This is a genomic window from Streptomyces sp. NPDC020996, from assembly GCF_040641355.1.
GTDB lineage: Bacteria > Actinomycetota > Actinomycetes > Streptomycetales > Streptomycetaceae > Streptomyces.
The window spans coordinates 28,049-41,925 of the sequence record NZ_JBFADM010000025.1 but is presented as its reverse complement, the minus strand read 5'-3'; the positions used below and the strand labels follow the sequence as shown (position 1 = coordinate 41,925).

Below are 13,877 nucleotides of genomic sequence, written 5' to 3'. Positions count from 1 at the left end.
TGGTCAGGCATGGTCTAGCTCGGAATGAGGGAGGCATGCGGCGTCTCGTTTCGGCTCCGTGATCGAGGGGTGCGCGATGGCGTCGGTGCTGGGAATGCTGGAGGAGCGGGAGACAGCGGCCCGGGTGCGGGTGGAAGGACTGCGGGAGGAAGTCGCGCGGCTGGCTGGGGTGTTGGAGGCCGCTGAGATCGAGCTGGACCGGCGGGTGATCGCGCGGGAAGAGCTGGTAGAGGCCCTGGCGGCCTCAGCTGCCGAGACCACCTCCGTGACCGAGGCGAAGGCGGAAACCGTGTCCTCGCCCGCGCCGGTGCCGGGCTCGATCGTGCCGCCTTGGCGCGAAGGACTGCCGGTGACGGTGCTGGCGCCGGACTACCAGCGGATTTTGGGCGTGCTCGACGAGCGGCAGCCCGCGGGCCAAGGGCCGCTGAAGGCCAAGGAGATCGCGGTGGAGCTGGGCCTTCAGACGACGTCGGCGAAGGTCGAGGGGGTGCGCTCAAAGGCCCGCCGTCTGGCGGAGCGCGGGTGGCTCCTGCAGGAGGCGTCGGGAGCATTCAGCGTCGGCTGGCGGCCCGTGGCCGTGCCAGACGCCGGCTCATCCGCGTGACCATCGACCACCGGATCATCGCCTCGCTGCTGGCCGGCAACGTCTCGTAGTCCCGGGCCAGCCGGCGCGAATGCATCAGCCACGCGAACGTGCGCTCTGCCACCCAGCGCCTGGGCAGCACCACGAATCCCTCCATGTCGTCGGTGCGTTTGACGATCTCCAAGGTCAGCGCGAGTTTCTGACGGCACCAGTCGACGAGGGAACCGGTGTAGCCGCCGTCGGCCCAGACGAGGGTGATGTCACGGTGCAGGCGGCGCAGCCACCTCAGCAGGCCCACGGCGGCGTCCCGGTCGCCGATGTTCGCAGCGGTGACCGCGACGACCAGGAGCAGACCGAGCGTGTCGGTCACGATGTGGCGCTTGCGCCCTGGCACCTTCTTCCCGCCGTCGTAGCCGCGTGAGGCGGCCGGCACCGTCGCGGCGGCCCGCACCGACTGCGCGTCGATGATTCCCGCCGTGGGCTCGGCCTCACGGCCCTCGCGCTCACGGACCTTCCCGCGCAGCCGGTCGTGGAGCTCGGTGATCAGCCCGTGCTCGCGCCAGCGGCGGAAGAAGGCGTAGACGCGGCCCCAGTCGGGAAAGTCCGCGGGCATCGCCCGCCAGGAGATCCCGCCCGCGACCAGGTAGCGGATCGCGTCCAGCAGCTGGCGGTGGCAGTAGCCCTCGGGCTGCCCGCCCCGGCCCTGGAGCCAGGCCGGCACCGGCAGCAACGGCCGGATGGCCGCCCACTCCGCGTCCGTCATGTCCGACGGATACCGGCGCACCCGGTCAGGATGATCGGCCGCGTTGCCGTACACGTGAGCGAGGCAATCACACGATGGTGCAGCCGAGTTGAACTGGACGGGCTCGGACGCGTACAACAACGACACCAGGGCCTTCCGGCATTGCTTGGTTAGATTCGCATCCCCGAGCTACCGAGGGGCCCTGTCTTCATGCGCGCACAACGGGAAGATCACCCCGGCGGGAAACCTGTTCGACCCGCCCGTTACATGATCGGTTGAGATACGGCTTCTGAGGTCACGGACGGCCGAATGCTTGACGTCACCTTCGACGCGGTAGGGATCAAGGCGACGTTCGAAGCCGCCCTCGCCCTGCCGCGGGGCCCGCCGGCGGACTCCCGGCGCGGTCGGGCGCCCACTCGGCCCGCGGCCCGTCGGCCCGGACATGACTGAGCGCCCGAGCCGGCGCCGTCGGTCGGTTCGGGCGCGCGGACGAGGCAGGGCTTGCTTGTCGACGCGGTTAGGGCATCCGGTGAACGCGGTCCGACATCGCGGCCGCTCAGACGGTCATCGAACGGCCGCCGGACGCCGTGCGCGGAGCGGCCGGTGACGGCGCGCGCCCGGACGGCGCCTCAGCCGAGACGCTCGAGCCGGTTGCGCAGGTGATCCAGCAGACGCCGGCCTGCCGGACCGCCGAACCATTCGGTGTGTTCGGTGAAGTAGGCGTATGCCAGAGCGGTGTTGACGGCCGATCCGGTCACGCCGTGGAAGTAGTCCATCTCGGAGAGCGCGAACTCCGCGTTGACCAGGGGCAGCAGGGCCGGCAGCGCGGCTCGTTCGGCCGGTGTCAGCGGGCGGACCGCGTGATAGCCGTCGAGCAGGGCGTCCAGGTGGTCCAGGTGGACCCGAACCCTGCCGCTGGGCAGGTCCAGCCACTGGACGACGTTGCGTTCCAGCGCCACGGCCAGGTCGTGCACCGCGGTGGTGCGGTCACTGAGCCCCATGTCGAGCGCGGTCGCCACCGTCGCAGGCGTGCGGGTCGTGTCCCACAGCAAGTTGGAAGCGTGCCAGTCGTTGTGGGTCCACAGTGCCTCCAGCGCGTCTAGGTGGGGAGCCAGCACCTGGTGGTACGGCAGATGCAGCCGCTCCAGGTCGTCCTGCCAGGACCTGCCGGACAGGGCGTCCGCGAGCGCGGGACGGGCATCCACGTAACGGTGCAGCGCCGTCACCGGATCGGGTCCGGCGAAGATGGTGAAGGAACTGACCAGGGGCTGCACCCGGCGTCGTGGGGCGTCGAAGCCGACGGCGGCCAGGTGCAGCCCGGCCAGTGCCGCCCCGGCCTCCCGGGCGTGCCCGCAGGAGGTGAACGGCGACCACGAGCGGGCGTCCCGGTACAGGTCGGTGCCGACGCCGGCCGTGTGCACCTCGTACACCCACTCGCCGCGGCCGGTGGCGGACACGACCTCGACCACCGGGGCCCCGCGGCTTCGCAGATGACGCAGGAAGGCATGCTCCTCGGCGAGCCCTTCCAGGGAGCGCACGCTCACATGGTGGCGCTTGACGAACAGCCGCCGTCCGGCGTCCACGAGTGCGGCGGCCGACAGCGGGCGGGGGCTGCGCCACACGATCCGGGCGGGCCCGCCCAGCACGTCCGCGACCTCCGGCCCGGTCAGCGGAGCCCAGTCGGGCTCCACCGCCTCATGGCCCAGACCGTGGGAGAGCACGGTGCTCACGGCGAGGCCTCCTCGTGTTCGACGACGGGCGCCGTGGTGCCGGAGGAAGTACGGCGGGTCAGGGCTGCCAGCAGGCGTCGCTCCACGGCCGCCGTGGCGGGCTCGGTGAGGTCGGCCCGTCCGCGCGGTGTGCCGCGCGGGATCTCGACACGTTCGACGACGGTCGCCGGGCGCGGGGACAGCACGTGCACGGTGTCCGCCAGCAGGGCCGCCTCGCGGATGTCGTGGGTGACCAGAATGATCGTCCAGCGGTAGCGCTGCCACATCTGCGCGAGCCACAACTGCATGTCGGTGCGGGTCAGCGAGTCCAGCGCACCGAAAGGCTCGTCGAGCAGGAGGACCGGCCGGCCCAGGACCACGGTGCGCAGCAGCGCCGCGCGCTGCCGCATGCCGCCGCTGAGCTGGGCGGGGTAGGAGCCCTGGAAGCCGTCGAGGCCGAACGCCTCGAAGAGCTCGCCGGCCCGCCGCCGGGCCTCCTTGCGCCGCACGCCCTCCGCCTCCAGGCCGAGGGCGGTGTTGTCCAGGACGGTACGCCAGGGCAGGAGCAGGTCCTTCTGGGGCATCTGGGCGACCTGGCGGGAGCCCGGCCCGGTCGGCTCGCCGTCGACCAGGACGGTGCCGGTGTCGGCCCGCTCCAGACCGGAGATCAGGTCGAACAGGGTGGACTTGCCGCTGCCGCTGGGTCCGATGACCGCGGCGAACTCTCCGGGACGGACGGTGAGGTGCAGGTCGCGCAGCACTTCCAGGGTGCCGAACGACTTGCCGACGCCGCGGACCTCCAGACCGCGGTGGAGTGCCGGAGAAGGGGCGGTGCTCATGACGCGTCTCCGTTGCGCAGAATGCGCTGCCAGGGCAGCAGCAGGCGTTCGAGCAGGTAGGTCGCCGCGAACAGCGCGATGCTGAGCGCGGCGGTCACCGCGACCGCCGCCAGGACCAGGTCGGTGCGGAAGGCGCTCTTCTGGGCCTGCAGGTAGATGCCGAGTCCGCTCTCGGCGCCCGCGTACTCCGCGAACACGGCGCCGACGACGGCGTAGGTGATGCTGACGCGCAGGCCGGCGAAGAAGTACGGCATGGCGCTGGGGACCCGCAGCAGCCGGAAGGTGCGCAGCCGGCCGGCGCCCAGGGAACGCAGCAGCCGCATCGCGTCGCGGTCGGCGGAGGCGAACCCGGCGGCGAGGTTGGCCGCGAGGGGGAAGAACGTGGCCAGGGTGACCACGAGCATCTTCGGCAGCAGACCGAAGCCGAACCAGATGATCAGCAGTGGGGCGATGGCCACGATGGGGATGGTCTGGGACGCGACCAGCAGCGGGTAAAGGCCGCGGCGGGCGGCGCGGGAGAAGTCCAGCAGTACGGCCACCGCCCAGGCCAGGACGAACGACAGGGCGAAGCCCGCGGCGGTTTCCTGGATCGTGGGCAGTGTGTTGGCCGACAGGTCCGCACGGTTGGCCCAGCCCTGCTCGACGATGCGAGCGGGGCTGGGCAGCACCGTCGGGTCCACGGCCGCGGCCGTGGTGTAGATCTGCCAGCCGCCGACCAGGAGGGCGAGGACGAGCAGAGGCGGCCAGAAGGCCGCGAGAAGGGCTGCGAACCGGCGACGGGAGTGGCGTGCCCGCGGCGCGGCCGGGCCTGCCGCGGTCGTGGGCACGCCGGCGGCCGGCGCGGGCGGGGCGGTGGAGGTGACGGACGGGGACGCGGGCACATCCATCACCGCTTCGGGAGGTAGTCGTTGGTGAAGAACACGGAGGCGTCGGGGGCCTTGGTCAGCTTCTTGCCGTCGGCGTCGGTGAGCAGGCCGGCCCCGAACTCGAAGTCGGCGAAGTCCTGCCAGCGCTTCGCGGACTGCCCGCCGATGGTGCCGTCGGCGGCCCGGTAGTACTTCTGGGCGAGCAACTCCGCGCTCTTGTGCACCAGTTCGCTGTTGGTGAGCTCGCTCCGATTGGCCTTGATCAGCAGGTCGGCGGCCTTGTCGGGATGGTCGGCGGCGTAGGTGTAGCCCTTCTGAAGGGCGGCGACGACCTTCTTCGCGGTGTCCGGGTTCTTCTTGAGATAGGTGTCGGACGACGCGATCAGCGTCGAATAGATCTCGGGGAAGCCGTAGTCGGACAGGGCGAAGTTCTTCAGCGGCTTGCCGGTGAGATCGGCTTCCAGCCCTTCCCAGGTGGGCATCGGCATGGCGAAGTCGGCCTTGTCCGCGTAAAGGGCGGTGTAGGCGGAGGTGTTGAGGGCGACCGACCTGAAGTCACCCTTGCCGCCCGCGTTGCGGATGACCTTCTGCAGGAGCGGCTTCTCGTAGGCGGCGCCGAAACCGGCGTACGTCTTGCCGTCGAGGTCCTTGGGGCTGCGGATGTCGTCGCGTTCGGCGGAGACGGCGATGGTGACGTTCGTCTTCTGGGTGACCGCGTACACCGAGGTGATGTCCTGGCCCGCGGCACGGGCGACGGTGAGGCCCTCCTGGTAGGAGATCCCGAAGTCCGCCTTGTGGGAGGCGATCAGCGTGTTGGGGTCGGTGGAACCGTAGGGCAGGATCTTGAGGTTGATGCCGGCCTTCTTGAAGTAGCCGAGCTCCTGGGCGACGTAGATGCCGGTGTGGTTGGTGTTGGGCGTCCAGTCCAGGGCCAGGGTGACGGTGGTTTCCGACGTGCTGGACGCGGTGTTCTGGGTGCCGGCGGAGCAGGCGGTCGCGGCGAGCAGCAGAGCGGTGGCTGCGGCGAGCAGGGTGGTGCGGGGAAGCGGGGAACGGCGTGTCATGGCGGGGGCCTTCTTCGTGCGTGCGCGGCGGTGTCCGGACGGGGGTGGGGTACGGCGGCCGGGCAACAGAGGGCGCTGCATGTGCGTTTGAGGTCGACCGGCACCCGCCGGGTCAGCAGGGAGTTCACGCGGCCGCCGTCTGGGAGAGCGGCAGGAACCGGTTGGTGTACGACGTCTCCCAGCCCTCGGCGGAGGGGATGGCGCCGTGCTCGGCGAGCCACTCGGCGTACGGTCCGGTGCGGTCGGCCGCCACGAGGCCCCAGCGGCCCTCGGCGTCGGTCCAGGTGGGGGCGACGAGTGAGAGGGAGCGGGAGATGAGGGACTGCGGGAAGTACGGGATGACCCGTTCGAGGAGGTCGAGGGTGCGGGTGTGATCCTCGGCGGCCGCCTGGAAGCCGCGGGCGGTCGCGGCGAGGAACGCGGCGATCAGAACCGGGTTGGAGGCCACGAGTTCCTCGTGCGCGCCGAGAAGGTAGCTGTGGTAGCGGGGAGCGCCGATGGCGTCGACCGGCCAGGTGATCCGGCGCTTCTCGGGCAGTTCGCCGCGCAGGGCGTCCCAGGACCAGTAGTTGCCGAAGGTGGCGTCGGCGCGGCCGGCCTCGATGTCGTCGACTGTCAGCTCGCGGGCGCCGGCGTCCACCGTGACGAAGGTGTCCGGGTCGCCTCCGTCGGCGGCTATCAGGTGCCGGATCATCGCCCGGCCGCGTGGCGTCGGGTTGTAGGCGATGCGCCGGCCCGCGAGGTCGCGGGGACGTGTGATGCCCCTGCCGGTGACGGTCTGCACGGCCTCCAGTCCGCGGTGGTTGACGGCGGCGACGCCGATGACGCGTTCCCCGCGGGCGCGGCGTGCCAGCAGGCGGTTGGGCGGGAAGACGCCGAAGTCGACCCGGCGGCGGGTGAGGTACTCGAGGGTGTCGCCGACTCCGGGGTCCTGCACGACCAGTTCCACGTCGAGCCCGGCGTCGCGGTACCAGCCGCGGTCACGGGCGGTGTAGAAGCCGGCCGCGTTGGGCCAGGGATGGAAGTAGTCGAGCATGACGCGGATCTGGGACACGGACGGCTCCGTACGGGCGTTCGGGAGGACAGTGGGTGGGATACGGCCAGGGCGGACGGGCGGACCGGTAGTGGCCGGGCGGACGGGCGGGAACGGTTCAGAGCCGGCGGTGTGAAGCTCCGGGGTGGCTCGCGGGCAGCCGCGGCCGGCCGGGACGGCCCAGGTACTCCCGCAGCGTGTGGCCCTCGTACTCGGACCACACCCGGCCACGGCGCCGCAGTTCGGGCACGACCAGATCGACGAAGTCGCGCAGGGTGACGGGGGGAACCGGGTCGGCGATGTTGAAGCCGTCGACGTCGGCGGCCTCGACCCATCGCTCCAGTTCGTCGGCGACGGTCGCGGGGGAGCCCACGATCACCGGTCCGCCGCCCCCGACGCCCACGAAGTCGGCGATCTCCCGGGGCGTCCAGGTGCGGGTCGGGTCCAGCCGGGTGAAGACCTCGACCATGCCGCGGATGCCCTCGGTGTCCACGTACTCCAAGGGGACGTCGGGGTCCAGTCGCGAGAGGTCGATGTGCATCAGGGCGCTGTACCGGGCGAGGCTGCCCTCCAGCGAGGCGTAGCGGTGATAGTCCTCGTACTTCGCCCGGGCCTCGGAGTCCGTGGCCGCCGTGACCACGGTGACGCCCGCGAAGAACTTCAGATCGGCCGGATCCCGGCCCTCCCCGGCGGCCTTCGCCCGGACGGAGTCCACGAGTCGGCGGGCCATCTCGGGACGGTAGGCCGACAGGAAGACGCCCTCCGCGTGCCGGGCGGCGAAGGTCTGCCCGGCGGGTGAGGTGCCCGCCTGGAAGAGGGCGGGCGTGCGCTGTACGGACGGCTCGGACAGGGCGATGCCCGGCACGTCGAAGTACTTCCCCCGGTGGGCCACGGGACGCACCCGGGCGGGATCCACGAAGACTCCCGCCTCCGCGTCGTGCACCACGGCGCCGTCCTCCCAACTGCCCTCCCACAGTTTGTAGACGACTTCCATGAACTCCTCGGCGCGCAGATACCGCTCGTCGTGCGGTATCTGTTCGGCCAGGCCGAGGTTGCGGGCCGCGCTGTCCAGCGCGGAGGTCACGATGTTCCAGCCGATCCGGCCACCGGTCAGATGGTCCAGCGTGGTCATCTTCCGGGCGAAGGCGTAGGGGAGTTCGTAGGTGGCGGAGACGGTGACCGCGAATCCGAGGTGCCGGGTGGCCGCCGCCATGGCGCTGACCAGGAGCAGCGGGTCGTCGGTCGGCGTGTTGATGCCGTCGCGCAACGCCGCGTCGACGCGTCCCTGGTACACCTCCAGCGGGCCGAGGGCGTCGGCGATGAACAGCGCGTCGAAGCGGCCGTGTTCGAGGATGCGGGCCGTCTCCGTCCAATGGTCCAGTTCGCGGTAGCGGTGGGCCTGACTGTCGGGGTGGCGCCACAGCCCCGCGGCGGTGTGGCCGACGGTGGACTGGCGGAGGGCGTTGAGACGGATACGACGGTCGTTGCTGCTCATGCGGGAGCGCTCCTGGCGAGGTGGCCGACGCCGCGGCAGCGGGGTCGGCGGACGAGAGGGACGGGGAGGTCAGCGGGAGAGGCGGTGAACGCGACAACACCGGCGACAGGTGCCGGACAGACACGTGCCGGAGGGGTGCTGCTCGATGCGCTGCTCGCTGTGCTCTCGCGGCGCGAGGAGACAGTGAGGGCGGCAGGAAGGGCGGGCTGCCACGGTCGTCTCCTCTCGTCGGTTCTCGTCGGTTCTCGCCGGGACGTCCCTGTTCTCGTCAGGGGCTGGGAGCGCTGCCATGACCCGGGGCGCGGGTCCGCTCGGCAGGGGAAGAGCTCAGTGGACGGGGACGTGCTCCCCGCTGCCCACCAGAACGCGGATGCGCTGTTCCAGACTGCGCTGGAGGTGGGCCCGCATCGCGGCGCGTGCCTCATCGGGGGAATGGCCCTGGAGGGCCTGGAGAATCCGCTCGTGCTCCTCGTGCAGCACTCCGGGATCGCCGAACGAGGAGGGCGGGCCGCTGTCGTAGATCCGCAGCCTGGCGTTGAGCTTCGTCAGCAGCTCGACGATGGTCGCGTTGTGACCGGCATGCCACAGCACCTCGTGGAACCGGAAGTTGGCGGCCCGCGCGGCGTGCTCGTCGCTGGGGTCGCTGATCAGCTCGTGCTGGTGGCGCAGGCGTGCCAGGTCCAGGTCCGTGCGGCGCAGCGCGGCGGAGGCGGCCGCCTCCGACTCCAGGGCGATACGGGCCTCGTAGATCTCCACGACGTCCTCGGAGGTGCCCGAGCGGATGCGATAGCCACGAGCGGCGCGCTCCAGCAGACCGTCGTGCTCCAGCAGGCCGAGCGCTTCCCGGACGGGGGTGCGGGAGATGCCGTACTCGGTGCTCAACGCGGTCTCCAGGAGCGGGGCGCCCTTGGGGAAACGGCCGTTGAGGATGTCCTGGCGCAGCCGCCAGTAGTGCTCGGAGCCGTGCTGCTCCGGCTGGTCCCGGCCGGAATCCGGCGCGGGAGTGTCGGCCGGCTTGCGTGCTGCGCTCATGGCTCCTTCTCGGTTCTCTCCGGTTCGGCCGTGGACGTGCCGTCTCGGTGTTGATCGCAGCTTAGAGCATCGATCGACCTGTGTACACCCGCGTATACAAGCGTCGACGTGCGGATGCGTTGCGGTGCTAGCATCGGGCACCCGCCCTGCCGGTGCGGGCGCGAGCCGATCGGATCGGCAGGGCGACGGAGAGAACCAGGTGAGGAGTCGGGACGCGGTGACCGGGGAGCGCGGTACGGACAGGGCCCAAGTGCTGATCACTCCCGAGGAACTGGCGTTGGACGCACCGTCCGGTGGCCGGCGTCTGATCCTCGACACCACCGTGCTGCTGGCGCCCGCCCGCCACGACGGGGACTACCGGGCCGAGTCCGGCCTCGCCGCCTGGCGCGAGGCCCACCTGCCGGGTTCACGCCACGTCGACCTGCTCACCCGGTTCACCGACCCAGCGGCGCCTTTCCACTTCGCCGATCCCGGTCCCGAGGCGGTCCACCGCGAACTCGCCCTGCTGGGCGTGGATCCCGGCACCGAGCTGATCGTGTACGACTCGGGCAGCACTCAGTGGGCGACCCGGCTGTGGTGGACGCTGCGCAACGCTGGAGTGGCCGCCCGGGTGCTCGACGGAGGACTGGCGCGCTGGCAGCGCTCGGGTCTGCCGGTCGAGCGCGGAAGTGCCGCGGTCCCTCCCCGCCCGGCCGGACCCCGCCCGGCGGACGCCTGGCCGGCGGGGGGACGCGGTCTCTGGGCCGACCTGCGACTCGTCCGCGACATCAGCCTCGGCCGTCGTCCGGGCACCCTGGTCTGCGCCCTGGGCCGGGAGCATTTCGACGGCACCGCCCCGACCCGCTACACCCGGCGCGGCCGGATCCCGGGCAGCGTCAGCCTGCCGGCGCGCGCTGTCCTGACGGATTCCGGGGAGGTGGCCGGCCCGGCCCGGCTCGACGCCTACGCCGCCGGACTGCCCGCCGACGCGCCCGGTCCCGTGGTCGTCTACTGCGGCGGGGGCATATCCGCCACGCTCGCCGCGCTGGGCCTCGTACTCGCCGGCGTGCGGGACGTGCGTGTCTATGACGGTTCACTGGAGGAGTGGACGGCCGACCGGACACTGCCGGTCCTGACCGGACGGGAGGGGTGAGGAGAAGGCCCGCCCGAGTCGCGGGGTGGCGTGCCGCGGCCCGCGCCAGGGACCTCGGAGGTCCCGCACTCACAGCAAGGCGATCGTGGCGGCCGGTGCCCGGGCCGGGACCACGAAGATCGCGCGGCGGGCGACGGGGCACCCGATCACTTTCGGGAGGCGCGCGAGCATCGCGTCGAGGGCGACGGCGAGTTCGTGCAACTCGTCCTTCCGCGGGCAGCCGTCGCCCTCGCGTCGTCCTGATGCCGGCGTGACATGTGGCCACGACGCCTGGGGGAGCAAGTCGGACCGTTGGTTCCCGACGCCTGCCAGGAAGATTCATGCGCCTGCAATGATCCGTCTCGCGCTTGCCTGGTACACATGTCGGGTGAGCATCCCAGTGCTGCTGTACCGCAGGTTGTACGTGGATCTGGCGCGCGTCGACGCGTCAGCGTGTCGTCGCGTCTGACGTAGCCTTCACCTGTCCAGCAGGAGGCGGCCCCAGCGTGACATCCCCGTAACGGCGGCACACAGAGGGCAAGCGATGAGCACTGTCGCGAGCTACGAGATCCGACGGGCGGGACCTCGGTTCGGTGCGGAGCTGACCGGCATCGATCTGAAGTCAGGGGTCGACGGCCGAACCGCCGGGAAACCGCGTCGCGCGCTCCGGGGCCGGCCCGCTGCCTGACCAGGGCAGGTGAAGTCCTCGTCGCCATCGAGGACTTGGCGTCCACCCGTACCACCCTGGTTCTCGTCACCCACGAGATCGGCTTCGCCCGCGACCCCACGGCGCATCCACGATTTCTCCCCCCACTCCAACACCTTCTCCCGAGCGACAAGGAACGGCCATGCCTACCCACTCCACCCGGCGCAGCCTGATGCGCGGCATCACCGCGGCGACTGCCGTCGCCACCCTCGCCACCGGGCTCGCCGCCTGCGGTGGTGACAGCGACGCCGTCACCAAGACGGACGACGCCGCTTCCGGGAGTGTGACCATCGGTCAGCTTTCCAACGGCGCGGCCAAGCAGACCACCCTCAAGGTGTCCGAGGTGAAGTCCATCAGCGCCGAGCTGCCCGCTGCCGTCAGAAAGAGAGGCAAGCTGGTGATCGGCCATGGCTCTCTGCCGTCCGGCTCCGCCCCGCTCGAGTACGTGGGTGACGACCAGAAGACCCTCACCGGTTCCGAGACCGACATCGGCCGCCTTGTCGCCGCGGTCCTCGGACTCAAGCCGGAGAGCAAGAACTTCACCTGGGAGAACCTCTTCGTCGGCATCGACAGCGGCAAGGTGGACGTGGCCTTCTCGAACGTCACCGACACCGAGGAGCGCAAGAGGAAGTACGAGTTCGCTTCCTACCGGGAGGACAACCTCGCCTTCGAGGTGCTGAAGTCCGACAAGTGGAAGTTCGACGGCAACTACGAGAACCTTGCCGGCAAGACCGTCGAGGTCGGCTCGGGCACCAACCAGGAGCGTATCCTCCTCGAGTGGCAGAAGAAGCTGCAGAGCGAGGGCAAGAAGCTCACCATCAAGCACTACCCGGACAACAACGCCGTCTACCTTGCGCTCAGCAGCGGCCAGATCGATGCCCACTTCGGCCCCAACCCGACCATCTCCTACCACATCACGCAGACCGCGAAGACGAACAAGCCGACGGCCAACGCGGGCACGTTCTCCGGCGCCGGCGCTTCGCTGCAGGGCCTGATCGCGGCGACCTCCAAGAAGGGCAGCGGTCTCGCCAAGCCGATCGCCGACGCGATCAACTACCTGATCAAGAACGGTCAGTACGCCAAGTGGCTGGCCGCCTGGAATCTCTCCAATGAGGCCGTCGCCAAGTCCGAGGTCAACCCGCCCGGGCTGCCGCTCGACAACTCCTGATCCGCTGCCTGCTCCGGGGCCACGCCATCGCCACCTGCGGGCCCCGGAGCGGGCTCGGCCGCACCCGGCCGCGTCCTCGTCCCGGAGATGCCGAACCGCCAGGTGCACCAGCATCCCCCCATCGTGCTCCTGGCGGTCCTGCAAGAGCGCTGCCGGCCTTCGGGACCGGCAAGACTGTTTCCCCCTTGTCGCACGGATGGTCCGGGGAGTGGCGTCACCGGGCCCGAAGGGTGCCGTCCGAGACGCTGATGAAAGGTCCGACCACCGGTGAGCATGTCGGCAGACCCGTCCGCGTCGACCGACCGCTGCCCGGCGCCGTCCGCCGGGCGGAGGCGGGCAGCGATAGCCGGCGCCCTGATCGCCGCGTTCGGTGGTTTCGCCAGCTTCAATCTGATGCTCTCCGCGATGCCCGCGTACGCCGTCCGCTCCGGCGCCGGACCGTCGGGCGCCGGAGCGCTCACCGCGACCCTGATGGCGGCCACCCTGGTCGTCCAGCCCTTCACACCGTGGCTCTTCGCCCGGCTGGGACGGCGGCACGCACTCGCCATGAGCGGTGCGCTGCTCGGACTGCCGTGCACGGTTGTGCCGGCTGCCTCCACGCTGCCCGCCCTGACCGGCCTCGCGGCGGTACGCGGGCTGGGCTTCGGCGTGTTCGTCGTCGCCGGTGTCACCTTCACCGCGGAGCTGTTCCCGTCCGGCAGCCGGGGGCGGGCCATCGGCTGGTACGGCGCGGTGGTCGGTGTCGCCGGCGTCCTGGGGGCTCCGCTGGGCATCGCCCTGGCCCGGCAGGAGGCGTACACGCTCACCTTCGCCCTGGCGACGGGCACGGCCGCTCTGGTCCTGGTCGGCTCGTTCGGTTTCCCTCGGGCTGCAGCGCCCGCCCGCCCGGCCGGACCCCGCTCCGGCCGCCCGCGGACCCTGCATGGAACATGGCGGTCGCTGCGCCCCATGGCCGGCCCCCTGATGGTGGAGACCGCCTCCACCACGGCTTACGGCGTCGTCTTCACCTTCCTGCCGCTGACCGCCTCGGCCGCGCCCGGGGCGCTGCTCGCCGCGCAGGCATCCACCGTGGTCTCCCGGCTCGGCGCCGGGTGGCTCATCGACCGCTGCGGCGGCCGCCGGGTGCTGATCCCTGCCGTCGTGGTCACGACGCTCGGCACTGCCGCGGGGGCGGCCTCTCATGAGCCGGCACTGTTGCTGGCCGGCACTGCCCTGTTCGGAGCGGGCTTCGGCGCGGTTCAGAGCGCCACCCTGGTGCTCGCCATGCAGGCGGCCGGCGACCGCCCCGCCGCTCTCGGCGTGGCCGGGGTCGCGTGGAACGTCGCCTTCGACGGCGGTACCGGAATCGGCTCGCTCGCCGGCGGCCCCCTGCTCGCCATCGGTGGCCCGTCCACCCTCTTCCCGGCGACGGCGGCTGTCCTGGCCGCATTCCTCCTCCTGGACCTCCGCACAGCACACGTGCCGGATTCGGAGAATTGCGACTTGTCGCAGGGCGACTGACCGGCCGCCACTCGTCGTGCAATTGCTTC

13 protein-coding genes and 1 pseudogene are annotated in these 13,877 nt (G+C 71.2%); 5 read left to right on the top strand and 9 right to left on the bottom strand.

From position 1 onward, the window contains the following. The first annotated feature begins 76 nt into the window (after nt 1–76). The gene (locus AB0G63_RS18900; RefSeq protein ID WP_360751279.1) at nt 77–604 is read left to right on the top strand and encodes a hypothetical protein; all 528 of its coding nucleotides are present in this window, start codon (nt 77–79) and stop codon (nt 602–604) included. Here the strand turns inward: AB0G63_RS18900 and AB0G63_RS18895 are convergent. The 8 genes from AB0G63_RS18895 to AB0G63_RS18860 form a co-directional block, all read right to left on the bottom strand. Then, entirely contained in the window at nt 552–1,346 is a 795-nt protein-coding gene (locus AB0G63_RS18895; protein WP_360751277.1) for an IS5 family transposase, read from the bottom strand. The two genes, AB0G63_RS18900 and AB0G63_RS18895, sit on opposite strands and share 53 nt — an antisense overlap. A 608-nt stretch (nt 1,347–1,954) precedes the next feature. Then, a complete protein-coding gene (locus AB0G63_RS18890) occupies nt 1,955–3,055 on the bottom strand; it encodes a phosphotransferase (RefSeq protein ID WP_360751273.1) in 1,101 nt (366 codons plus the stop codon). Continuing rightward, entirely contained in the window at nt 3,052–3,873 is an 822-nt protein-coding gene (locus AB0G63_RS18885; protein WP_360751272.1) for an ABC transporter ATP-binding protein, read from the bottom strand. Before AB0G63_RS18885 ends, AB0G63_RS18890 begins: the two co-directional genes overlap by 4 nt. Further along, nucleotides 3,870–4,760 (bottom strand): ABC transporter permease, encoded by an 891-nt coding sequence (locus AB0G63_RS18880; RefSeq protein WP_360751269.1) that lies wholly within the window; start codon nt 4,758–4,760, stop codon nt 3,870–3,872. Before AB0G63_RS18880 ends, AB0G63_RS18885 begins: the two co-directional genes overlap by 4 nt. Continuing rightward, the gene (locus tag AB0G63_RS18875; protein ID WP_360751266.1) at nt 4,760–5,803 is read right to left on the bottom strand and encodes an ABC transporter substrate-binding protein; all 1,044 of its coding nucleotides are present in this window, start codon (nt 5,801–5,803) and stop codon (nt 4,760–4,762) included. Before AB0G63_RS18875 ends, AB0G63_RS18880 begins: the two co-directional genes overlap by 1 nt. A 124-nt stretch (nt 5,804–5,927) precedes the next feature. After that, nucleotides 5,928–6,857 carry an ABC transporter substrate-binding protein gene (locus AB0G63_RS18870; protein ID WP_360751263.1) on the bottom strand — a complete coding sequence of 310 codons (930 nt, stop codon included), beginning with the start codon at nt 6,855–6,857 and terminating at the stop codon, nt 5,928–5,930. A 97-nt stretch (nt 6,858–6,954) separates the two neighbouring features. Beyond that, entirely contained in the window at nt 6,955–8,331 is a 1,377-nt protein-coding gene (locus tag AB0G63_RS18865) for an LLM class flavin-dependent oxidoreductase (protein WP_360751260.1), read from the bottom strand. A gap of 327 nt (nt 8,332–8,658) precedes the next feature. Beyond that, nucleotides 8,659–9,363, bottom strand: a complete 705-nt coding sequence (locus AB0G63_RS18860) for a GntR family transcriptional regulator (RefSeq protein ID WP_360751258.1) — start codon at nt 9,361–9,363, stop codon at nt 8,659–8,661. A gap of 217 nt (nt 9,364–9,580) precedes the next feature. Here AB0G63_RS18860 and AB0G63_RS18855 point away from each other — a divergent pair, with 217 nt between their 5' ends. Next, entirely contained in the window at nt 9,581–10,495 is a 915-nt protein-coding gene (locus tag AB0G63_RS18855) for a rhodanese-like domain-containing protein (protein WP_360751256.1), read from the top strand. A gap of 69 nt (nt 10,496–10,564) precedes the next feature. Here the strand turns inward: AB0G63_RS18855 and AB0G63_RS18850 are convergent, their stop codons facing one another. Next, nucleotides 10,565–10,696 carry a hypothetical protein gene (locus AB0G63_RS18850; protein ID WP_360751253.1) on the bottom strand — a complete coding sequence of 44 codons (132 nt, stop codon included), beginning with the start codon at nt 10,694–10,696 and terminating at the stop codon, nt 10,565–10,567. Nucleotides 10,697–11,170: 474 nt separating this feature from the next. On the opposite strand from AB0G63_RS18850, the pseudogene AB0G63_RS18845 reads away from it, so the two are divergent. The 3 genes and pseudogenes from AB0G63_RS18845 to AB0G63_RS18835 all read left to right on the top strand — a co-directional run. Beyond that, nucleotides 11,171–11,257: pseudogene (locus AB0G63_RS18845) on the top strand (ectoine/hydroxyectoine ABC transporter ATP-binding protein EhuA); the annotation flags it as partial. Nucleotides 11,258–11,322: 65 nt separating this feature from the next. Further along, nucleotides 11,323–12,348: a transporter substrate-binding domain-containing protein gene (locus tag AB0G63_RS18840; RefSeq protein WP_360751250.1), complete on the top strand. Its 1,026-nt coding sequence runs from the start codon at nt 11,323–11,325 to the stop codon at nt 12,346–12,348. Between the two features lie 273 nt (nt 12,349–12,621). After that, entirely contained in the window at nt 12,622–13,848 is a 1,227-nt protein-coding gene (locus AB0G63_RS18835) for an MFS transporter (RefSeq protein ID WP_360751407.1), read from the top strand. The last annotated feature ends 29 nt before the right edge of the window (nt 13,849–13,877 follow it).

What these genes read in the sequence shown, in the direction of transcription:
- AB0G63_RS18875 (WP_360751266.1), bottom strand. Translation starts at nt 5,803, where the DNA reads ATGACACGCCGTTCCCCGCTTCCCCGCACCACCCTGCTCGCCGCAGCC.
- AB0G63_RS18860 (WP_360751258.1), bottom strand. Translation starts at nt 9,363, where the DNA reads ATGAGCGCAGCACGCAAGCCGGCCGACACTCCCGCGCCGGATTCCGGC.
- AB0G63_RS18880 (WP_360751269.1), bottom strand. Translation starts at nt 4,760, where the DNA reads ATGGATGTGCCCGCGTCCCCGTCCGTCACCTCCACCGCCCCGCCCGCG.
- AB0G63_RS18885 (WP_360751272.1), bottom strand. Translation starts at nt 3,873, where the DNA reads ATGAGCACCGCCCCTTCTCCGGCACTCCACCGCGGTCTGGAGGTCCGC.
- AB0G63_RS18840 (WP_360751250.1), top strand. Translation starts at nt 11,323, where the DNA reads ATGCCTACCCACTCCACCCGGCGCAGCCTGATGCGCGGCATCACCGCG.
- AB0G63_RS18835 (WP_360751407.1), top strand. Translation starts at nt 12,622, where the DNA reads ATGTCGGCAGACCCGTCCGCGTCGACCGACCGCTGCCCGGCGCCGTCC.
- AB0G63_RS18895 (WP_360751277.1), bottom strand. Translation starts at nt 1,346, where the DNA reads ATGACGGACGCGGAGTGGGCGGCCATCCGGCCGTTGCTGCCGGTGCCG.
- AB0G63_RS18865 (WP_360751260.1), bottom strand. Translation starts at nt 8,331, where the DNA reads ATGAGCAGCAACGACCGTCGTATCCGTCTCAACGCCCTCCGCCAGTCC.
- AB0G63_RS18900 (WP_360751279.1), top strand. Translation starts at nt 77, where the DNA reads ATGGCGTCGGTGCTGGGAATGCTGGAGGAGCGGGAGACAGCGGCCCGG.